Annotated in this window: 19 protein-coding genes and 1 riboswitch; of the genes, 7 read left to right on the forward strand and 12 right to left on the reverse strand. The window is 72.3% G+C overall.

Annotation, left to right across the window (positions count from 1 at the left end):
- Window positions 1–11: 11 nt before the first annotated feature.
- Window positions 12–851: a hypothetical protein gene (locus E0F75_RS34490; protein ID WP_229314917.1), complete on the forward strand. Its 840-nt coding sequence runs from the start codon at window positions 12–14 to the stop codon at window positions 849–851.
- Window positions 852–1038: 187 nt separating this feature from the next.
- Here the strand turns inward: E0F75_RS34490 and E0F75_RS34495 are convergent, their stop codons facing one another.
- Together E0F75_RS34495 and E0F75_RS34500 are read right to left on the reverse strand one after the other, a co-directional pair.
- Complete coding sequence (locus E0F75_RS34495; protein WP_229314918.1) at window positions 1039–1524, reverse strand: GNAT family N-acetyltransferase; 486 nt, start codon at window positions 1522–1524, stop codon at window positions 1039–1041.
- Window positions 1525–1594: 70 nt separating this feature from the next.
- A complete protein-coding gene (locus E0F75_RS34500) occupies window positions 1595–1930 on the reverse strand; it encodes an antibiotic biosynthesis monooxygenase (protein WP_229314919.1) in 336 nt (111 codons plus the stop codon).
- Between the two features lie 12 nt (window positions 1931–1942).
- Between E0F75_RS34500 and E0F75_RS34505 the strand changes: the two genes are divergently transcribed.
- A complete protein-coding gene (locus tag E0F75_RS34505; protein WP_229314920.1) occupies window positions 1943–3121 on the forward strand; it encodes a serpin family protein in 1179 nt (392 codons plus the stop codon).
- Between the two features lie 172 nt (window positions 3122–3293).
- The gene (locus E0F75_RS34510; RefSeq protein ID WP_229314921.1) at window positions 3294–4166 is read left to right on the forward strand and encodes an alpha/beta hydrolase; all 873 of its coding nucleotides are present in this window, start codon (window positions 3294–3296) and stop codon (window positions 4164–4166) included.
- Between the two features lie 66 nt (window positions 4167–4232).
- On the opposite strand, the gene E0F75_RS34515 is transcribed toward E0F75_RS34510, so the two are convergent.
- The 3 genes from E0F75_RS34515 to E0F75_RS34525 all read right to left on the reverse strand — a co-directional run bounded on the left by E0F75_RS34515 (window position 4233) and on the right by E0F75_RS34525 (window position 7322).
- The gene (locus tag E0F75_RS34515) at window positions 4233–4901 is read right to left on the reverse strand and encodes an O-methyltransferase (RefSeq protein ID WP_229314922.1); all 669 of its coding nucleotides are present in this window, start codon (window positions 4899–4901) and stop codon (window positions 4233–4235) included.
- The gene (locus tag E0F75_RS34520) at window positions 4898–5992 is read right to left on the reverse strand and encodes a DUF2330 domain-containing protein (RefSeq protein ID WP_229314923.1); all 1095 of its coding nucleotides are present in this window, start codon (window positions 5990–5992) and stop codon (window positions 4898–4900) included. Before E0F75_RS34520 ends, E0F75_RS34515 begins: the two co-directional genes overlap by 4 nt.
- A gap of 82 nt (window positions 5993–6074) precedes the next feature.
- Window positions 6075–7322 carry a cytochrome P450 gene (locus E0F75_RS34525; RefSeq protein WP_229314924.1) on the reverse strand — a complete coding sequence of 416 codons (1248 nt, stop codon included), beginning with the start codon at window positions 7320–7322 and terminating at the stop codon, window positions 6075–6077.
- 251 nt (window positions 7323–7573) lie between these two features.
- Here E0F75_RS34525 and E0F75_RS34530 point away from each other — a divergent pair, with 251 nt between their 5' ends.
- Window positions 7574–8752, forward strand: coding sequence for a steroid 3-ketoacyl-CoA thiolase (locus E0F75_RS34530; protein WP_229314925.1), 1179 nt, complete (start codon window positions 7574–7576; stop codon window positions 8750–8752).
- Window positions 8753–8877: 125 nt separating this feature from the next.
- Here E0F75_RS34530 and E0F75_RS34535 read toward each other — a convergent pair whose 3' ends face one another.
- The 7 genes from E0F75_RS34535 to E0F75_RS34565 form a co-directional block, all read right to left on the reverse strand.
- Window positions 8878–9279 (reverse strand): transglycosylase SLT domain-containing protein, encoded by a 402-nt coding sequence (locus tag E0F75_RS34535; protein WP_229314926.1) that lies wholly within the window; start codon window positions 9277–9279, stop codon window positions 8878–8880.
- 285 nt (window positions 9280–9564) lie between these two features.
- Entirely contained in the window at window positions 9565–10437 is an 873-nt protein-coding gene (locus E0F75_RS34540) for an ECF transporter S component (RefSeq protein ID WP_229314927.1), read from the reverse strand.
- A complete protein-coding gene (locus E0F75_RS34545) occupies window positions 10434–12140 on the reverse strand; it encodes an ABC transporter ATP-binding protein (RefSeq protein ID WP_229314928.1) in 1707 nt (568 codons plus the stop codon). The genes E0F75_RS34540 and E0F75_RS34545 overlap by 4 nt, the downstream gene beginning before the upstream one ends.
- On the reverse strand, window positions 12137–13261 hold the full coding sequence (locus E0F75_RS34550; RefSeq protein ID WP_229314929.1) for an energy-coupling factor transporter transmembrane component T: 1125 nt from the start codon (window positions 13259–13261) through the stop codon (window positions 12137–12139). Before E0F75_RS34550 ends, E0F75_RS34545 begins: the two co-directional genes overlap by 4 nt.
- A gap of 175 nt (window positions 13262–13436) precedes the next feature.
- A complete protein-coding gene (locus tag E0F75_RS34555; RefSeq protein ID WP_229314930.1) occupies window positions 13437–14183 on the reverse strand; it encodes an SCO2322 family protein in 747 nt (248 codons plus the stop codon).
- Window positions 14184–14218: 35 nt separating this feature from the next.
- On the reverse strand, window positions 14219–15475 hold the full coding sequence (locus E0F75_RS34560) for a prenyltransferase/squalene oxidase repeat-containing protein (protein WP_229314931.1): 1257 nt from the start codon (window positions 15473–15475) through the stop codon (window positions 14219–14221).
- A 95-nt stretch (window positions 15476–15570) separates the two neighbouring features.
- Window positions 15571–15646: riboswitch (cobalamin riboswitch) on the reverse strand.
- A gap of 72 nt (window positions 15647–15718) precedes the next feature.
- Entirely contained in the window at window positions 15719–16795 is a 1077-nt protein-coding gene (locus E0F75_RS34565; RefSeq protein ID WP_229314932.1) for an MBL fold metallo-hydrolase, read from the reverse strand.
- Between the two features lie 433 nt (window positions 16796–17228).
- Here E0F75_RS34565 and E0F75_RS34570 point away from each other — a divergent pair, with 433 nt between their 5' ends.
- The 3 genes from E0F75_RS34570 (at window position 17229) to E0F75_RS34585 (ending at window position 20501) form a co-directional block, all read left to right on the forward strand.
- Window positions 17229–18167, forward strand: coding sequence for a hypothetical protein (locus E0F75_RS34570; protein ID WP_229314933.1), 939 nt, complete (start codon window positions 17229–17231; stop codon window positions 18165–18167).
- Window positions 18168–18804: 637 nt separating this feature from the next.
- Window positions 18805–20268 carry an aldehyde dehydrogenase gene (locus E0F75_RS34580; protein WP_229314934.1) on the forward strand — a complete coding sequence of 488 codons (1464 nt, stop codon included), beginning with the start codon at window positions 18805–18807 and terminating at the stop codon, window positions 20266–20268.
- A complete protein-coding gene (locus E0F75_RS34585) occupies window positions 20268–20501 on the forward strand; it encodes a ferredoxin (RefSeq protein ID WP_030321717.1) in 234 nt (77 codons plus the stop codon). Before E0F75_RS34580 ends, E0F75_RS34585 begins: the two co-directional genes overlap by 1 nt.
- Window positions 20502–20583: the final 82 nt, after the last annotated feature.

Genomic DNA, 20583 nt, shown 5'->3' on the forward strand with positions numbered 1-20583 from the left:
GAGCGGGCAGGATGAACAGCGAAGAACCACGTCAGGGCCAGGGCTGGCCGACCCCGCCGGCGCACCCGCCGGCCGGACCGCCGAACGGCGGACACGACGGGTACGGAGGCGGCTACGGAGGCGGGTACGGCGGTGGATACGGCGGTCCGGCGCCGATCGTCGTGGCGCGATCGTCCTCGCACCGGGGCGCCTGGATCGGCGCGGCGGCCACGCTGGCGGCGGCGCTGATCGGCGTCGTCGGCACGTATCTGGTGAGCGCCAACAACGAGGGCGACTCCCCGCCGCCGCAGGCGCAGACCCCGGTGACGAGCTCGACCGGCCCGTCCGGGGCGGAGGGCGGGAGCGGCGAGGACTCCTCCGTGGACTCCTCGCAGAGCCCGGAGCCCACGACGAGCCAGGAGACCTCGACGAGCGAGGAGACCTCGACGCCTCCGGCGACGCCGACCTCCGCGGCCCCGCCCGCGAAGCCGGCCGGCACGGTCGAGTGGCAGGGACCCCTGGTGATCGCGTACGCGGAGGACAAGGACCTCGACTCGGTGCCGCCCGCGGAGTCCGAGATCCGTGCGGAGAACGACTTCTCCGTCTACCCGTTCGGCGGCATCATGCTGCAGCCCGGGGACGAGGTCAAGGCGCTGGTGTGGAAGGACTCGACGAACAAGACGCCCTCGTACGAGGACTGCGCGCGGGACATCGACACCCTGGGCACCTCGACGGAGACGGAGCTGAAGACCGGCATGGTCGTCTGCGCCGCGACGAACGACGGCCGCCTCGCCCGCCTGACCGTCAAGGAACTGGCCGGTCAGGCGTCCGACACGCGAGGCATCTTCGACGTCGTCGTCTGGAGCCGCTGACCGGAGCCGACGACCGGAGCCGACGGCCGGAGCCGACGACCGGAGCCGACGGCCGGAGCCGACGGCCGGCGCCGACGGCCGGAGCCGCTGACCGGATCCGCAGTCCGGATCCGCAGTCCGGATCCGCAGTCCGGATCCGCAGTCCAGAGCCGCCGGCCGGGCCCCCGTCGGCCCCGGGGCGGGCCCCTCAGAGGTCCTTGCCGTACCAGATGTCCATGTACGGGCCCGTGCAGTACGCCGGGATCTCGTCGTACCCGTGCCGGGTGTACAGGGCGCGCGCCTCGACCAGGTCGAGGCGAGTGTTCAGGACCATCCGGCGGGCGCCGAGCTCGCGCGCCGCGTCCTCCAGCGTGCCGAGGAGCCCGCCCGCCCCGCCCAGGCCGCGGAAGGCGTGACGCAGGAAGACGCGGGTCAGTTCGGCGCGGTCCTCGTCGAGGAGGAGCACCCCGCCGCAGCCCGCGGGCTTGCCCTCGTACCGCGCGACCAGGAACTGCCCGGTCGGCGGGGTCAGCAGCTCGACCCCGTCGTTGGTCAGTCCCTCGTCGATCTCCGCCCGCGTCGCGGGGCGCTTCCAGTAGCGGCTCGCGACGTCGTCGTAGTAGTCGCGGCGCAGGGCGGTGGCGTCCGGGGCGCCGACGCGCTCGGGGGAGAAGGTCCAGGTCATGAGCGCCATTGTGCGGCGCGCACGACCTGGGACGCAGCTCGATTTCTCCGGATGCCCGGCCGGAGGGGCAGGCGCGGGGTCAGCTCTTCGGGGACGCCTGCTGGACGACCTCGAAGGACCAGAGGGTGGAGCCGGACGCGGCGGGCCTGGGCCGCTCGCCGCCCTCGGCGCCACCCGCGCCGCCGCCCCCGTGCGCGGCCTTCATGGAACCGTTCATCCAGGCCTGGAAGTCCTCCTCGCTGCGCCAGCGCGTGTACACCAGGTACTGGTCGGTGCCCTCGACGGGGCGCAGCAGCTCGAACCACTCGAAACCGTCGGACCCCTCCACGGCCCCGGCCCGGGAGGCGAAGCGCTGCTCCAGGACCTCACGCTGCTCGGCCGGCACGGTCAGGACGTTGATCTTCACGATGCTCATGAAGGGCAGGATATGACTCCCGGTCCCACCGCCTTCGAGGCGGACGCGGTACGGGCCCTGGCGGCCCGCTGGTTGCGCTGTCTGGGCGAGGACGACTTCGTCTGTTCCCCGGTGGGGCTGTGGCTCGCTCTTGCCGCCGTGGCCTCCGGCGCGCGCGGGCGGACCGCCGAGGAGCTGCGGGGGCTGCTCGGGGTCGACGGGGAGGCGGCCGCCGGGGCGGTGACCGCCGCCGGGCGGCGGCTCGCGGGGACGGACGGGGTCGCGTCTGCGGCCGGCGTGTGGAGCAGGGTGCCGGTGTTCGACGCCTTCCGGCGTGGCCTGCCGGATGTGGAGTTCGGGGTGCTGCGCGGAGCGCCGGCCTGGTTCGAGCTGCCCGACGAGGTGTTCGGGGCGACGGACGACATGTCCCTGGGGGAGGTTCCGGCCGTCGCCCAGGACGAACTCGACGACTGGATACGGACAGCGACCGGCGGGCGCGTCCAGCGGCTGCCGCTCGGCCTCGACGGCTCCGAGGACCTGGTCCTGGTCAACGCCCTCGCCCTGAAGGCCTCCTGGCTGACCGCCTTCCCCGCGCGCCTCACCCGTGACGAGCCCTTCACCGACGGCTCCGGCGCCACCCGGCCCGTACCGACCATGCGGCAGCGGATTCCGGGCGATCGGGTCTGGTCCGTGGACGGGGTCACCGTCGTCGAGCTGCCGTGCGCGGGCGAGGAGGCCGCCCGGGTGCGGTTCGCCCTCGGCCGGCCCGGCGCCGGGCCGGCCGACGTGCTGCCCGCCGCCTGGGCCGGGCCCGCGGCGCGGGAGCGGCTCGCCGCGGACGCGGCCGACCTCTGGCTGCCGCGCTTCACCCTCCGTACGAAGACCGAGGCCGAGGCCCACCTGGCGTCGCTCGGCATCAGCCGGGCGCTGCGGCCCGGGGCCGACTTCTCGGGTCTGTCCCCGGCCGGCCTCCTCGTCTCCAAGGTGGTGCAGGAGGCGCTGGTCGAGGTCGCGGAGGAGGGTGTCGAGGCGGCCGCCGTGACCCGGGTGACGATGACCCGCAGCGCGGCGCCGGCCCGGCACGAGGTCGTGGAGCGGGTCGCCTTCGACCGGCCCTTCGGCGTGGTCGTCCTCGACGCGTCCGGCGAGCTGCCGCTCTTCGCGGGCTGGTGCCGGAGCGCACCGGGCGGGGCCGGCGCCGGAGCCCCGTAGGCCATCGCACGGTCGCGAGACGCTCCGTTCTGTTAGGGTCGCCCGTATGTGTTCCGTCATCCACAACTGGCAGGCGATCCGCACCCGTTCGGGGTGCTGACCGCGGTGCCGGCCTGTCCCGGCACCCGGACCCGCGTCCACCGTTCGCCTCCTGATGACGAGGAATCCCACCATGCGCGCACACTCGCGCCCCACTTTCGTATGCGTTCACGGCGGCTCCAGCAACGCACGGGCCTGGGGCCCGCTGCAGAACGAGCTGGCGCTGCTCGGACACCGTTCGTACGCCGTCGATCTGCCCGGGCACGGCGACCGGGCCGAGGGGCCCGCCGCCTACTACCGGCAGCCCCAGGACCTGACGGCGCTCGCCGCGGCCCCGTCCCCGATGAGCGGCGTCACGCTGCGGGACAACGTGCGGCACGTGACGGACGTCCTGCGGCGGCTGACCCCGCTGGGGCCGGTCGTGCTGGTCGGCAACAGCCTCGGCGGTCTGACGATCAGCGCCGTCGCCGACGCCGTGCCGGACCTGGTGGACCGGGTGGTCTACCTCTCCGCGTTCTGCCTCGCCGACCCGGCGATGCTCACCGGGGCGTGGGACGTGGTCGACGAGAACCTGCTTGACGCGGCGGTGGCGCGGATCGCCGTGCCGCTCACGGGCGAGTCCGTCGATCCGGGGGTGGTCCGGCTGAACTGGCGGGCGGCCCATGCCGATCCCGCGGTGTTCGCCGAGCTGAAGGCCGCCGTCATGGCCGACTCCACCGACCGCACGTTCGGAGCGCTGCTCGACACCCTGGACCCGGACGAGAACCACGGGGTGCTGGAGCCGGGGGCGCTGGTCACGGCGGAGCGCTGGGGCCGGGTCCCGCACACCTACGTCCGGCTCTCCGGGGACGCGAGCATCACCCCGCCGGTGCAGGACCACATGATCCGCAAGGCCGACGAGCTGACGCCGGGCAACCCCTTCGACGTGCACACCCTGGACACCTCGCACGTCGGCTACTTCAGCCGGCCCGCGCTCTTCGCGGAACTGCTGGCAGGCCTCGTCTGACGTGCCCCGCAGGTGTCTCCCTTCCCTACGTGCCGCAGGGGAGGGAGACACCTGCGCTGCGGGGGTCTAACCCATCACGCGGGCGAGCAGCAGGCCGTCGTAGCCCTTGGTGCCGACCGTCTGGATCGCCGTCGCGTCCAGGCGTGGTTCCGCGGCGACGAGGTCGAAGAGTGCGCGGGTGCCGGTGATCGCCGGGTCGTCCGGGTCGGGGGTGGTGATCCTGCCGCCCCGCACCACGTTGTCGACGACGATCACCGTGCCGGGGCGGGAGAGCTTGAGGGCCCACTCCACATAGCGCGGGTTGTTGACCTTGTCGGCGTCGATGAAGACCAGGTCGAACGGGCCCGCGCCCTCCGCCTCCAGCTGCGGCAGGCTGTCCAGGGCCGCCCCGGTGCGGACCTCGACGATCTTGTCCAGGCCGGCGCGGGCGAGGTTGGCGCGGGCGACGTCCGCGTGGGCCGGGTCGTATTCGAGGGTGATGAGCCGGCCGTCGGTGGGCAGGGCGCGGGCCAGCCAGATCGTGCTGTAGCCGCCGAGCGTGCCGATCTCCAGGATGTTGCGGGCGCCCTGCATCCGGGCGAGCAGGTGGAGGAGCTTGCCCTGGTTGGGGGCGACGGCGATCTCGGGCAGCCCGGCCGCCGCGGAGGCGCTGAGCGCGGCGGTCAGCGCCTCGTCGGCGGGGGCGATCGTCTCGGTGAAGTAGGCGTCGACTGCGTTCCACTGAGGGTTCGTCATGCGGCCGAACGTACACCGGCGCCGGCCGCCGGGCGGCGCCTTGTCGCCCGTACGACCAGGAGCGTCGCGAGGGCGGCGAGGAGCAGACCGCCGCCCGCGGTCAGCAGCCATACGGGGATTCCGTCGCCCACCGTGAGCAGCCGGTCGGTGTACTCGACCCTGCGGTACGGGGTGTCGGCGACGGCCCGCAGGTGGTGGTCGTCGTCGATCCGCTCCGGGTGGGGGAACTCCTGCTCCAGGACGGTGAGTCGGACCGGCTGATTCCCGGCGAGTCCGACGACGGGGCCCTCGGGCTCGATCCGGCCGGCGAAGGTGACCTCGGGGGCGTCGCCGCCGATGGGGGAGCGGGGCTCCATCCGGTGCTCGGCGAGGATGTAGAGGCCGAGGCTCTGGGAGGTCTTCGCGAGCCGCGACAGACGCATCGGGTAGACGAGTTCGGGGGAGGCGAAGGAGATGCGCAGCGGGGTCAGCTCGCCCTGGAGGACGGCGTCCTTCTGGGCTGGTGCGAGGCGGACGGCGACGTACTCCCACCGTCGTTCCACGTACGGCTGGAGGGCGCCGGTCAGCCGTTCGGGCAGCTCGAAGCCGTTCGTCCGCAGCCAGTCGCCGAGGGCGTCCGGGTCGGTGGCGGTCAGCCGGGCGACGTCGAAGGGGCCGAGCCGTTCGCGGCCGACGACGCCGACGCCGCCCGCGCCGGGCGGCGGAGCCCCGGCCCCGTCTCCGTAGTCGGTGTCGAAGGGCCAGTCGCCCGCGCGCGGCCAGAAGTAGGTGCGCTCGCGCTGCTCGGGCTCGGTGAGCCGGTCGAGCGAGTCGAAGAGCTCGGGGTCGCCGAGGGTGACGCCGGCGCGGCTCGGCACGGGCATGATCCAGGCGGCGTGCTCGGCGTCGCCGTGGACGTTGAAGCGCATGACGACGGTCTCGGTCCGTCCGTCCCAGTGGACGGCCGACTCCTCGCGGTCGACGCCGATGCGCTGGTCCTTGGTCGGGATCATGGCGCCGCAGCCGCAGGCGTACGCCGGTGCGACGAGCGAGCCGAGCTGGAGCGCGAGCAGCGCGACGATGGTGGTCAGAATTCTGTGTGTCCCCCGCATGCGGGGTGGGACGTGCCGGGTGCCCCTCCGGTTCCGTCCCTGAGGCGCCGGTTCCGCTTCCGTCCCGCCCCGCTCCGCGCGCTCAGGCCCCGGCGCGGACCCGGAGTTCCTTCACTCCGTTCAGCCAGGCCGCCCGCAGTCGGCGGGGTTCGCCGGCGAGGGTCAGGTCGGGCAGGGCGTCCGCGACGGCGTTGAAGATCAGCTCGATCTCCTTGATGGCGAGGGACTTGCCCAGGCAGAAGTGGGGTCCGCCGCCACCGAAGCCGAGGTGCGGGTTCGGATCGCGGGTGATGTCGAAGCGTTCGGGGTCGGTGAAGACCTCGGGGTCGTTGTTGGCGGAGGAGTAGAAGAGGCCGACGCGGTCGCCCTTGGCGATCTTCTGCCCGCCGATCTCGGTGTCCTGGGTGGCGGTCCGCTGGAAGGAGACGACGGGGGTCGCCCAGCGCACGATCTCCTCGGCGGCGGTCGCCGGCCGTTCCCGCTTGAAGAGTTCCCATTGGTCGGGGTGGGTGAGGAAGGCGTGCATGCCGTGGCTGATGGCGTTGCGAGTGGTCTCGTTGCCGGCGACGGCGAGCAGCAGCACGAAGAAGCCGAACTCGTCGGAGGAGAGGTTGCCCTCGCCCTCGGCGGCGACGAGCCGGCTGACGATGTCGGCGGCGGGGCACTCCTTGCGGGCGGCGGCCATGTTCATCGAGTAGCCGATGAGTTCCATGGCGGCCTCGGCGCCGATCTCCTCGGTGATGGCGTACTCGGGGTCGTCGTACGCGACCATCTTGTTCGACCAGTCGAAGATCCGGGAACGGTCCTCCTGGGGGACGCCGATGAGTTCGGCGATGGCCTGGAGGGGGAGTTCGACGGCGACCCGGGTGACGAAGTCGAAGGTGCCGTCGGCGTCCGCGGCGCGCCTGGCCTCGTCGACGATGGCGTGGGCGCGGTCGCGCAGGGCCGTCTCCAGGTTCCGGATCGCCCGCGGGGTGAAGCCGCGCTGGACGATCTGGCGGACCCGGGTGTGCTCGGGCGGGTCCATGTTGAGCATGATCAGTTTCTGGACCTCGATCTGGTCCCGGGTGATGTGCTCGTTGAAGCGGATGACGGCCGTGTTCTCGTTCGAGGAGAACAACTCGGGGTGTGTGGAGACGTACTTGACGTCCGCGTGGCGCGTGACGGTCCAGTACCCGCCGTCCGCGAAGCCCGTGACGCCGGGCTGCTGGGGGCACCACCAGACGGGTGCGGTCTGCCGCAGCCGGGTGAACTCCGGGAAGGGGACGCGGTCGCGGAGCAGATCGGGGTCGGTGGCGTCGAACCCCTCGGGAAGGTGGGGGCAGGGCATCGGCAACACACTCCACATCTGAGGGATTCTGATGAGGGGATCTGATGGGCCGTCAGGAGTTGCCGGGAAAGTTAGTAACGAGTTCTACAAGTAGCAAGGGTCGGAACGGGAAGTGTTGCCTCCCGGACCCTTGCGTACCCGCGGTAGCAGTCATAAGACTGCACTCAGAACTAGAACGCGTACTAGTTCCCCCGTGACGCCGACCGACGGGCTGCCGGGACGCCCCGTCCGGTCGAGGAGAGGACGAGCTCATGGCCGCGGAACCCGTCATCGTCGAAGCCGTACGCACCCCCATCGGCAAGCGCGGAGGCGCGCTCGCCAACCTCCATCCCGCCTACCTCCTGGGTGAGACCTACCGCGAACTCCTCGGGCGCACCGGCATCCACGCCGACTGCGTCGAGCAGATCGTCGGCGGTACGGTCACCCACGCCGGCGAGCAGTCCATGAACCCGGCCCGCACGGCCTGGCTCACCATGGGCCTTCCCTACGAGACGGCCGCCACCACCGTCGACTGTCAGTGCGGCTCCTCGCAGCAGGCGAGCCACATGGTCGCCAACATGGTCGCGGCCGGCGTCATCGACATCGGGATCAGCTGCGGTGTCGAGGCCATGTCCCGCGTTCCGCTCGGCTCCGGGTCCAAGCACGGCCCCGGCAAGCCCTTCCCCGACGAGTGGAACGTCGACCTGCCCAACCAGTTCGAGGCCGCCGAGCGCATCGCCCGCCACCGCGGCCTCACCCGCGAACGCGTCGACTCCCTCGGCCTGCTCTCCCAGGAACGCGCCGCGAACGCCTGGTCCGAGGAGCGGTTCAAGCGCGAGACCTTCGCCGTCCAGGTCCCCACGACCGAGGAGGAGCAGGCCGCCGGGCAGGGCATGTGGCGGCTCGTCGACCGCGACGAGGGCCTGCGCGACACCACCATGGAGGGCCTCGCCCGTCTCAAGCCCGTCATGCCGACCGCCGTCCACACCGCCGGGAACTCCTCCCAGATCTCCGACGGCGCCGCCGCGATCATGTGGGCCTCCAAGCGCATGGCCCGCGCCCTCAAACTGAAGCCCCGCGCCCGGATCGTCGCCCAGGCCCTGGTCGGCGCCGACCCGCACTTCCACCTCGACGGACCGATCGACGCCACGCGCGCCGTCCTCGGCAAGGCGGGGATGTCGCTCCGGGACATCGACCTCGTCGAGATCAACGAGGCCTTCGCCTCGGTGGTGCTGAGCTGGGCGCAGGTCTTCGACCGGGACTTGGACGGTCTTGTGAAGGTCAACGTCAACGGTGGCGCCATCGCCCTCGGTCACCCGGTGGGGGCGACGGGGGCGCGGCTCATCGCCACGGCGCTGCACGAGCTGGAGCGCTCGGACAAGGAATTCGCCCTGATCACGATGTGCGCGGGCGGGGCGGTGGCGACCGGGACGATCATTCAGCGGCTGTAGGAATCCGCGGGGGCGGGACCGCGAGACGGGTACGGGAAGGCCCCGGCCCCGGGAAACGCCGCAGGCCCCGCCCTCCCTGGAAGGGAGGCGGGGCCTTGCGGGTGCGCAGGGTGCGGCGGTGACTCTTAGTACCAGCCGTTGGCCTGCCAGAACGCCCAAGCGGCGTTCGGGGAGCCGTAGCGCTCGTTCATGTAGTTGAGACCCCACTTGATCTGGGTGGCGGGGTTCGTCTTCCAGTCGGAACCGGCCGAGGACATCTTCGAGGCCGGGAGGGCCTGGACGAGGCCGTAGGCGCCGCTGGAGGAGTTGGTGGCCTTGGGGTTCCAGCCGGACTCGTGCGTAACGATCTTGCTGAAGGAGGCGTACTGCGAAGCCGGGACGATCTGCCGGGCGACATCCTGCGGGCTGGCGGCCGAGGCGGCGCCGGTCGTGCCGAGCACCGCACCCGACGCACCCAGCAGCACGGCTGCGGAGGCGGCGAAGGTCTTCTTGCGGGCGGCGACACGAGTGGTGATCGAGCGGATCAAGGTCTCTACCTAACTTCGGGAACAAGGGCTGCGTCAGGCGATTTCGGCAAGCCGGAACCAGGGCCCGGGGAACCCGGGAACTGGGGGAACCGGCCGTCCGAGGCGCTGCGGTGAGCACCGGCTGCCTGGCGACGTCCACCAGACAAGCAGGGCTGGAACGCCGATGCAACGACCCCCTGTACGAGGAAGGTTCGGACCCCGGAGGAAGGTCCCGGGGGGTGGGTGTGAGGTGTTTCCGCAGGTCATGCCCTGTTGTGGGCGGTTTGGCCGGGTACCGTCCGACTACTATTCCGGCTCGTACGTGACGTAGGTCCTGTGGGGCGGCTCACCCGGGGAGGGCTCCTCGGGACCCCCGAATGTGACCTGGGCCTCGAAGTTCGCCCGCCGGGTCGCCCGCCGCAGCGCCTTCAGGAGCGTGCCGCCGATGGTGAGGGTGAGGACGACGGTGAGAACGGCCCGCCCCAGGTCCCAGCCGAGGGAGGTGGCGGTGACGTAGGCGAGGAAGCGGACCAGGTTCTCGTCGAGCGGGGCGCCCGGCTGGAACGAGATCCCGCTGCTCAGGCCCTGGAGCAGCACCCAGCCCTGCAGATTCATGATCGTGCCGTACGCGAACGCCGCCACGAACCCGTACACCGAGAGCATCAGCAGCTCGCCCCGGCCCCGCAGCAGGCTCGGCCCCGGCAGCAGCCCGGCGCCCATCGTGAACCAGCCCATCGACAGCATCTGGAACGGCATCCAGGGCCCCACCCCGCCCGTGAGCAGGGCCGACGCGAACATCGTCACCGCGCCGAGGACGAAACCGAAGCCCGGCCCGAGGACCCGACCGCTCAGCACCATCAGGAAGAACATCGGCTCCAGACCGGCCGTCCCCGCGCCCAGCGGCCGCAGGGCCGCGCCGACGGCGGCCAGCACGCCCAGCATCGCCACCGCCTTCGCGTCCATCCCGCAGTCCGCGATCGTCGCCACGACCACCGCGACGAGGAGCGGCAGCAGCGCCGCGAACAGCCACGGCGCGTCCCCGGCGTGCGAGGTCACGGCGGAGCCGGCGGCCGCGAAGAGGGGCCAGCAGAAGGCGAACAGCCCGATGAGGGAGACGAGGGCGAGGGCGGTGACGGAGCGTGGCCCCAACCGGACCGCACGTACCGGGCGGGTACTCACAGAGCCGCCTCCACCTGCTCGACCGTGAGCCACGGCTGCGGGGCCAGGATCTTCGCCACCTGCGGCGAGAACGCGGGGGAGGAGACGACCACCTCGGCCGTCGGCCCGTCCGCCACCACCTCGCCGTCGGCGATGATCACCACCCGGTGCGCCAGCTCGGCCGCCAGCTCCACGTCGTGCGTCGCGAGCACGATCGCGTGTCCGTCGGCGGCGAGGGCACGGAGATGGGCGACCAGACGGGCCTTCGCCGCGTAGTCCAGTCCGCGGGTCGGCTCGTCCAGGAGGAGCAGGGGCGGGCGGCCGGTCAGGACGACGGCGAGCGCGAGCGCCAGCCGCTGCCCCTCCGACAGGTCCCGGGGGTGGGTGTCGTCCGCGACGCCCGGCAGCAGCTCGGACACCAGCGCCCGGCAGGTCCCGGGAGCGGCGCCCGCGTCCCCGTCGGCCGCCGCGCACTCGGCGGCGACGGTGTCCGCGTACAGCAGGTCCCGCGGCTCCTGCGGAACCAGGCCGACCTGGCGGATCAGCTCGCGGGGGCTGGTGGTGTGCGGGGTCCGGCCCGCGACGCGGACGGTGCCGGAGGTCGGGGCGATCATGCCGACGAGGGTGGACAGGAGGGTGGATTTGCCGGCGCCGTTGCGGCCCATGAGGGCGAGGGTCTCGCCGGCCCGGACCTGGAGGTCGATGCGACGGAGCGCCTCGACGCGGCCGCGGCGGACGGCGAGGCGGTCGGCGAGGACGAGGGGGGTCGTGGTGGGGGTGGCGGGTGCGGATGGGGTACGGCGCCGCTTGAACAGGTTGAGTCCCCCACCCCGCACCTTCCCGAAACCGGGGCTCCGCCCCGAACCCCGGTCCTCAAACGCCGGACGGGCTGAGAATCCAGCCGGCCCCGCAGGGGCCCGCCCCTCCAGCCGCACCTTCATCTCGCCGGACCTCCGTCGCGCATCCCGGACCGTGAGCGGCAGCGGATCCCAGCCCGCCAGCCTCCCCAGCCCCACCACCGGCGGATGCACCGGTGAGACGGCCATGATCTCGGCGGGGGCGCCCATCACGCCCTCCGGCAGCATCAGCACCTGGTCCGCGTACTGCACCACCCGCTCCAGGCGGTGCTCCGCGAGCAGTACCGTCGTGCCCAGGTCGTGCACCAGTCGTTGCAGGACCGCCAGGACGTCCTCCGCCGCCGACGGGTCCAGCGCCGACGTCGGCTCGTCCAGGACCAGGACCTTCGGGTGCGGGGTCAGGACCGAGCCGATCGCGACCCGCTGGCGCTGGCCACCGGAGAGCGTCGTGATCGGACGGTCGCGGAGTTCCGCGAGGCCGAGCAGGTCCAGAGTCTCCTCGACCCGGCGCCGCATGACGCCCGGCGCGAGGCCCAGGGACTCCATGCCGTACGCCAGCTCGTCCTCGACCGTGTCGGTGACGAAGTGCGCGGAAGGGTCCTGGCCGACCGTGCCCACCAGATCCGCCAGCTCGCGCGGCGGATGCGTGCGGGTGTCGCGGCCGTCGACCGTGACCCGGCCGGTCAGGGTGCCGCCGGTGAAGTGGGGGACGAGGCCGGAGACCGCGCCGAGGAGGGTCGACTTGCCGACGCCCGAAGGGCCGACGAGCAGGACGAGCTCGCCCTCGGGGACGGTCAGGTTCACGCCCCGCAGGGTCGGCTCGGCATCCTCCTCGTAGGTCACCGAGACGTTCTCGAAGCGGATCACGCCTTCTCCTTCGCAGCGGGAGCTGTTGCGGGTACGGGGGCCACGAATGCCGGCACCAGGCCCACCAGGGTCGACACCGCAGGCCAGAGCGGCAGCTCCGGAGCCTCCAGCGGTACGACCCCGGGGTGCAGTGCCTCCGGCGCGTACGTGTTCGCCCAGATCATCAGGACCGCCACCGCCACCCCGGACCCCGCGACCAGCCAGGCCCGCACCCCCCAGTGGTCCGGCCGGTACCGGGTGCGGACCGTCCGGCGTCCGCCGAGCCGCAGCCCCGCCATGGCCGCGAGCAGCCCGGCGCCGAGCAGCGGCAGCCCGTATCCCGCGCCCTCCGCCGCGAGGAGCCCGTACGAACCGGCGCAGATTCCGAGCAGTCCGCCCAGGGTCAGGACGTTCGTGGTGCGGCGTACCGAGGCCGGGACCTGCGCCGTCCGCCCGTACCCGCGCGCGTCCATCGACGCCGCGACCGCGATCGACCGCTCCAGTGCTCCCTCCAGGACCGGCAGTCCGATCTGGAGCACGGCCCGCACCCCGCCCGTGGGGCGGCCGCGCAGGCGGCGGGCGGTACGCAGCCGCACCACGTCCGCGACCATGTTCGGCGCGAAGGTCATCGCCACGACGACGGCGACCCCGGCCTCGTACAGCGCGCCCGGCAGAGACTTGAGCAGCCGCGCCGGGTTGGCGAGCGAGTTCGCCGCGCCCACGCAGATCAGCAGGGTCGCCAGCTTCGCGCCGTCGTACAGCGCGAACACCAGCTGTTCGGCCGTCACCCGCCCCCCGATCCGTACCCCCTGCGCCCACTCGGGCAGCGGCACCTCGGGCAGCGTGAACAGCACGTGCGTCCCCGGGATCGGGGAGCCGAGCAGCAGCGAGAAGACGACCCGCAGGAAGACGACGAACAGGCCCAGCTTCACGAACGCGCCGTACGAGCGCGCCCAGGGCGCGTCCGTACGCCGGGCCGCCACGACATAGCCCGCGACCCCTACGAGGAGGCCGAGGAGGAGGGGGTTCGTCGTGCGGGAGGCGGCGACGGCCAGGCCGAGCGCCCACACCCACCACGCGCCGGCGTGCAGGGCGTTGGACCGGCTCGCCTCCGGGGCGCGGAGGACGTCACTCACCTTCATACCGGGTCCACCTGCGTGCGTACCGGGTCCACCCGCGTGCGTACCGGGCTCATCCGCGTGCGTACGGCGTCCACCTGCGTGCGTACCGGGCTCATCCGCGTGCGTACGGCGTCCACCCGCGTGCGTACCGGGATCATCCGCGTGCGTACGGCGTCCACCTGCGTGCGTACCGGGCTCATCCGCGCCGGCGGGCCTTCCAGATCGCCGCCCCGCCCAGGGCCAGCACGGCCGCCCCGCCGGCGAGCACGCCGAAGGACGGGCCCCCGCCCTCCCCGCCGGCGGTCGCCGACGCGCTCGGCGCGGCCGACGCCGGGGTCTTCCCGGTCCCACCGGTCCCACCGGTCTCCCCGGTCCCACCGGTCTCCCCGGTCCCACCGGTCTCCGCGACCGGCTCGCCGCAGCCCCGCGCCGGGTAGCCGGCGATCCCGCACAGCATGGCCGCGCCGTCGTACCGCAGCGGCTTCGCGACCACGGCGAGCGCCTCCGCGCCCGTCGCGTCCTCACGGACCTGCGCACAGCCGGCCTTGACCGGCTTCTCCGGCGGGGTCTCGCCGGGCGGCGCGTCCGCCGGGCCGCCGAAGTCGACGACGACCGCGACCCGCTTCGTGCCGTCCTTCTTCTCCACGCCCCCGCAGATCCCCGTGAAGTCGGGGGCGACGGACGGCCGGGAGGTGTCGTTCGTGCCGTTGCTGACGGCGAAGCGGAAGCCGATCGCGTCGCCGTCGGCGGGGCGCGCGGTCGCCGGACCCTGCGTGGCGTACGCCCAGGGCTTCCCGCCGTCGCTCTCCCAGAACGACCAGTAGCGGTAGCCGGCGGCCTGTGCCGGAGCGGCCGCGGCCACGACCGAGGTGAGCGCAAGGAGTGCCCCGGCCGCGGCTCCCGCGGCACGGGAGCCGCGGCTCCGCGCACCGCTCCCTCTCACACCGTTCCCGCTCGCACCGTTCCCTCGCGCGGCGGTCACTTCTTGCGGCCGCTCACGAGGAAGCCGATGCCGACGCCGACGACCATGCCGATGCCGATGATCCACCAGATGTCGAAGCCGCCCTCGTCGTCACTCGTGGAGGAGGCCGAGGTGTCCGGGGTCTTCGGCGCCGGGCCGGTGGCGTTGAGCTGCTCCACCAGGTCCGCCGTACCGAACTCGCGCGGGTCCGTCTCCGTCGCCCGCGCGGCCAGGATCAGCTGCGCGTACGCGGCCGGGCCGCCCTTCTTCGCCCAGGCGGCGGAGTTCTTCTCCAGCCACTCCACGGCGGGCTTCGCCTCCTTCGAGGCGCCGGACGCGGCGAGCGCGACGACGGCGTCGGCGGTGTTGCCGACATCGGGCTGCTCGGTGGTGTCGGTGGCGCCCGGCATCGGCGGCAGGGTCAGGTGGCCGGTCTTCGCGAGGGCCTTCGCCAGGTAGGAGGCGCCGTTGAGCGCGGCCCGCTCGATCGTCGGCTTCGACAGGTCGTGGCAGACCGGCGGCTGCTCGGGCGAGGCCTTGGTGGCGACGACGCTCTTGCCGAGGCCCGCCAGGGTGGCCGCGGCGGTGGCGTCGGCGTTCGCGAGGAGCTTGCCGGCCTTGTCGGGCTGGTACGCGAAGGCCCCCGGGCCCTCCTTGTCCGAGCAGCGCAGTGCGAAGGAGAGGAGCGCGTCGTAGGGCGTGCGGCCCTCGGCGGAGGTGAACGAGCCGGGCCGCACGCCCGTCGCGGCGACCGCGCCGACGACGACCGAGGTGGAGTTGGCGTCACTGGCGCCGCCGGGGCCGTAGCCCCAGCCGCCGTCCTTGTTCTGCACGGAACGCAGCCAGTCGGATCCCGCCTTGACGGCCTTGTCGATCGTCTCCGGGGAGGCCGACTGCTTCCGGACCGCGCGGAGCCCCTGCACGGCGATCGCGGTGGAGTTGGTGTCCCGCATGGTCTTCGCGTCGCAGGGCGTCTCGGCGTCCGCGCGGTAGGCGCTGAACGAGCCGTCCGCGCACTGCTGGCCGAGCAGCCAGTCCACGGCCTTGTCGGCGGGCTGGAAGCCGGTGGCGCGCTGGGCGAGGAAGGCGAGCGACTGACGCCAGACACCGTCGTACGTCGGGTCGTTCGTGCCGTACAGGCCGTCCGGGATCGTGACGGCGGAGGGCGTGGGGGAGGGTGCGGTGGTGGCCGCTCCTGCCACCCCGGCCGCTCCGGTGCCGAGCAGGACGGTGGCGGCTGCGAGCGCGGTGGCGCCGCGGCGGACGGTGTTCATGGGGCCCTCTCCTGCGGCCGGGCACCGGCACGCCTCAGGGGCACCAGGCTCCGGCTCCGTATTCCTCGACGGTGCCGGCGGTCACGTCCCGGACGGGGCAATCCGACTCACGGCTCCCGGACGGGGCCGTTCACGGTTGCGGGTCAGTGCCGGAATTCCACCGGCTTCCCCCCGTACGGGCATGATGACGACCCGCCCACTCTACCGGCCCGTATGCCCGCGGCCCGGCGGGTGCGAGGCGCCTCACACCGCCACGTACTCCACGGGCTCCGTCCCCTGCACCGCCTCCGCCCGGCCGAGTTTCACCAGGCGGCGCAGGTGCGCCTCGGCCTCGCTGACGGCGATGTTGCGGGAGCCGTGGGGGATCTGGTCCCAGGGGCGGTTCCACTCCATCCGCTCGGCGAGCTGCCAGGGGGTGAGCGGGGTGGCGAGCAGGCCGAGGAGTCCGGTGAGCCGTTCCTCGTGGTGGTCGAGGAGTTCGCGGACCCGGCCGGCGGCGTCGGTGAAGGCGTGCTGGTGGGCGGGGAGGACCTCGGCGACGCCGAGGCGGCCGATGCGTTCGAGGGAGTCGAGGTAGTCGCCGAGGGGATCGATGACGGATGGGGATCCCCCCTGCTCGAACGAAGTCGAGAGCTTGGGGGAGTCGTCGGGGTCCTCGTACAGCCCGATGTGCGGGGTGATCCCGGGCAGCAGATGGTCGCCGGAGAAGAGCCGGCCGTGGCCGGGCAGCCGGGAGGGGTGCTCCTCCTCCAGGTGGAGGCAGACGTGGCCGGGGGTGTGGCCGGGGGTCCAGATCGCGCGCAGTCGCCGTCCGGCGAGGTCCAGGAGTTCGCCGGGGACGATCTCCCGGTCGGGGAGGGCGGAGCGCAGTCCGGGCAGGGTGCGCATGCGGCCGGAGGCGCGGGCGGCCCGCAGCGGGGCGAGGTGGTCCTCGGGGGCGCCGACGGCGGCGAGCTTGCGGGCGAGGTAGTCGAGCCAGCTGCCCGGCTCGGCCTCCCGGGTGCGGCGTACGACGTCGGTGTCGGCGGCGTGCATGGCGATCCAGGCCCCGGACGCCTCGCGGACCTTGCCGGAGAGGCCGTGGTGGTCGGGGTGGTGGTGGGTGATGACGACGCCGTGGACGTCCGACACGTCGATGTCCAACGCGGCGAGTCCGTCGGTGAGTTCGGTCCAGGAGGCCGGATCGTCCCAGCCGGTGTCGACGAGGACCGGGCCGCGGTCGGTGTCGAGGACGTGGACCAGGGTGTGGCCGAGCGGATTGTCGGGGATGGGCACCCGGAGCGCCCAGACGCCTCCGCCGTGCTCGGTCACCTGGGGCATGGGTCCCTGCATGGATCCCTCATCTCTCCACGGCGGTACGGAATCTCCACGGCGGTACGGAGCGCGCTCGCCCATGGCCCACTATATCGAGAACTGACGAACCGTCAGAGTGGCTTGTGTCGCATTGTCTTCGGGGTGCCGCCGACCTGCGACCGGCTCGTCTTGGTCGGCCGTCGTCGAGCCCCCCCGCACGGCCCGCAGGCGGCCCGGCCGGACCGCGCTCGGCGGCGCGGCTGCATCTCTGACTCTGTCCGGGGGCGGCCCGGGGCGGGCCCGGGACCTCAACCGCGTGAGGGCCGACGGCCCGTGACCGTTCAACTTCTTCACTCGTCGGAGCGGTTCGTCGTATACGCCTCAACCAATTGACCGGACGGCTCCTCAGCAGGTAGGAGGAGCGCGCGAGGTGGAAAATGGAAGTGAGTAGGGAGGCGTCATGACGTTCCCCAGCACGCCGGATCGTGACCCCGACCTCCGGTCCGAAGTCGTCACACACCCTTATGAGCGCTCAAGGTTGACGCTCGCCATGTGCTGTATGGCGATCACCGTTCCTCTGATGGTCGCCATCATGGTAATTTTCCCCCTATTTATCCTCCTCATTCTCCTCTTTGTCGGTTCCTACTGGTTCCACCTCCGCCTTGAGAAAGCCCGTCTTCTCGGCCGGGCAATCAAGGTGACACCGGAAAGCTTTCCGGTACTGCATGCCGAGTTCGCCGGACTCCAGCGAAAACTTGACTATCACCGCACTGTCGACGTCTACGTGGTCGACGACGTCAAGGGAAAGGTGGCGATGACCAACCTGTTGGGGACCCGCGTACTCCTCATCGAGGGGTCGATTGCGGCCGACCTTCAGGAGCAGGGGCCGAAGCCCCTGCGCTTCGTCCTCGGGAGCTTCATCGGTGCCCTCAAGGCCCGGCACGCGCGACTGGCCGCCGCCGTGATCATTCTCGACTACATGAAGTGGACACGCTTCATCAATCCCTGGATCCAGCCCTACTATAGGGCGGCGGAATACACGTGCGACCAGATCGGGTACCTCTGTTCCGGAAGTCTGGATGCCTCACTCGGGGTGATATCCCGATTCACTGTCGGCAAGGAAATGGCTCCTGAAATGTCGCCTTCGGGTGTTCTGGCTCAGGCCGATCGAGTGGGCCGAGATCTGCTCCCGCGGTTCTCCCAGATGTCCCAGGACAGCCCGCACTTGGTGAACCGCTACGTCAACCTCGTCGCGTTCGCCGCGCGGGTCCGGCGAGCCGACTTCGAGAGATTCCGGGCCGGCCTGAACGCGCATGACCAGAGCCTCCTCGGAGACTTGCTGATTCAATCACCGCATCCCCGCCAGGCCGGGGTGATTCCCCAGCCGGCGGCCCGCTGAGACTCACCGAGTAGCGCGTTCGGCACGTCGTCCAGTGGCTCGAACTGATGAAACGGCCACGCGTGATCTCTTGGCGTGGCCCATCGGCCGACACCCACTTCGCGTGAGGCTTTCGCCCCTGCCGCGCGGCCTCCGTCAAGGCGCCGGCGGCGACCCCGGGCCGGGTGAAGACGAGTCCGAGGCCGGGCCGTCTTCGCACCCCCGAAGAGGGGCAAGGTGCGCGACGTCCCGCTGCCCGAGCACGTGGGCCGCGCGCTCGCGACGCACATGGAGCGATTCCCTCCCGAGGGCGTCACGCTGCCGTGGGAGACGCCGGACGGGCCGCCCGTGACCAAGTGGCTGCTCTTCACCACGGAGCAGGGCAAGGCCGTCGGGCGGCACTGCTTCTGCGCCTCCGTGCTGCTCGACGCGGGGGAGAACATCACGGCCCTGAGCGGGCACCTCGGGCACGCCGACCCCTGGTTCACGTTGCGGCTGACGGCCCCCAGACGGCCCAAGCCGCGTGACAGAAGCCCCCACCAGTCGCAAAACGGCTGGTGGGGGCCCATTCTGTCCGGGCCATTGCTCCCTATAACTAGAACTGGTATCAGTTCTGAGGCATCGTCAGGGAAATCCTCTCCTCATGAAGGCGGCGGTCATGACCGAGCTTGTGGAGCACGGAAAGCTGTTCATCGGCGGGGAGTTGACCGACCCGCTCGGCGAGGACGTCATCGAGGTCGTCTCCCCGCACACCGAGGAGGTCATCGGGCGCGTCCCGCACGCCTCCACCGCCGATGTCGACCGGGCCGTGGCGGCCGCCCGCCGGGCGTTCGACGAAGGGCCCTGGCCCCGGATGACGGTGGAGGAGCGGATCGCCGTCGTCAGCCGGATCAAGGACGCGATCGCCGTACGCCACGAGGAGATCGCCCGCTCCATCAGCGCGCAGAACGGCTCCCCGTACTCCTGGTCCGTCCTCGCCCAGGCGCTCGGCGCGATGATGGTCTGGGACGCGGCGATCACCGTCGCCCGCGACTTCACGTACGAGGAGCGGCGCGGCGGCATCCTCGGCCCGCTGCTCGTCCGGCGCGAGCCGGTGGGTGTGGTCGCGGCCGTCGTCCCGTGGAACGTGCCGCAGTTCACCGCCGCGGCCAAACTGGGGCCCGCGCTGCTGGCCGGCTGCACGGTGGTCCTCAAGCCCTCGCCGGAGTCGCCGCTCGACTCGTACATCCTCGCCGACATCGCCACCGAGGCCGGGCTGCCCGAGGGCGTGCTCAGCATCCTGCCCGCCGACCGCGAGGTCAGCGAGTACCTCGTCGGCCACCCCGGCATCGACAAGGTCTCCTTCACGGGTTCGGTCGCCGCGGGCAAGCGGGTGATGGAGGTCGCCGCCCGCAACCTCACCCGCGTCACCCTCGAACTCGGCGGGAAGTCGGCCGCCGTGATCCTGCCCGACGCCGACCTCGCGACCGCCGTCGCCGGGATCGTCCCGGCAGCCTGGATGAACAACGGCCAGGCGTGCGTCGCCCAGACCCGGATCCTCGTCCCCCGCTCCCGGTACGAGGAGATCGCCGAGGCCTTCGCCGCGGCGGCCGGCGCGCTCGTCGTCGGCGACCCGCTCGACCCGGCCACCCAGGTCGGGCCGCTGGTCGCCCAGCGGCAGCAGCAGCGCTCCCTCGACTACATCCGCATCGGCCAGGAGGAGGGCGCCAAGGTCCTCTCCGGCGGCGGCCGCCCGGCCGGGCTCGACCGCGGCTGGTACGTCGAGCCGACGCTCTTCGGCGGCGTCGACAACTCCATGCGGATCGCCCGCGAGGAGATCTTCGGCCCGGTCATCTGCCTGCTGCCGTACGGGGACGAGGCCGAGGCCCTGCGCGTCGCGAACGACTCCGACTTCGGGCTCAGCGGCAGCGTCTGGACCGGGGACGTGGAGCACGGCATCGACTTCGCCCGCGGCGTGCGCACCGGCACCTTCAACGTCAACACCTTCAGCCTGGACATGCTCGGCCCGTTCGGCGGCTACAAGAACTCCGGTCTGGGGAGGGAGTTCGGGCCCGAGGGCTTCGGCGAGTACCTGGAGCACAAGATGATCCACCTGCCGGCCGGTTACGAGGGCGGCGCGTGATGGGAGACCGCTGGCACGTCGAGGTCGACCGGAGCGTCTGCATCGGCTCCGGCATGTGCGTGAACCACGCCCCGGACGGCTTCCGCCTCGACACCGCCCGACAGTCCCACGCACGCGAACCGGAGTCGGACGCGGGCGAGAAGCTGCTCGCGGCGGCCGAGGGGTGCCCGGTGGAGGCCATCATGATCACTCTCGCGGACGGCGGGGAGCCGGTCTTCCCGCCGGAGGAGTAGCCGGCCCCGCGGAGCCCCGTAGCCGGCCCCGCGGAGCCCCGTAGCCGGCCCCGCGGAGCCCCGTAGCCGGCCCGCCGGACCC

The organism is Streptomyces sp. CB02980 (genome assembly GCF_014451325.2).
Taxonomy (GTDB): Bacteria; Actinomycetota; Actinomycetes; order Streptomycetales; family Streptomycetaceae; genus Streptomyces.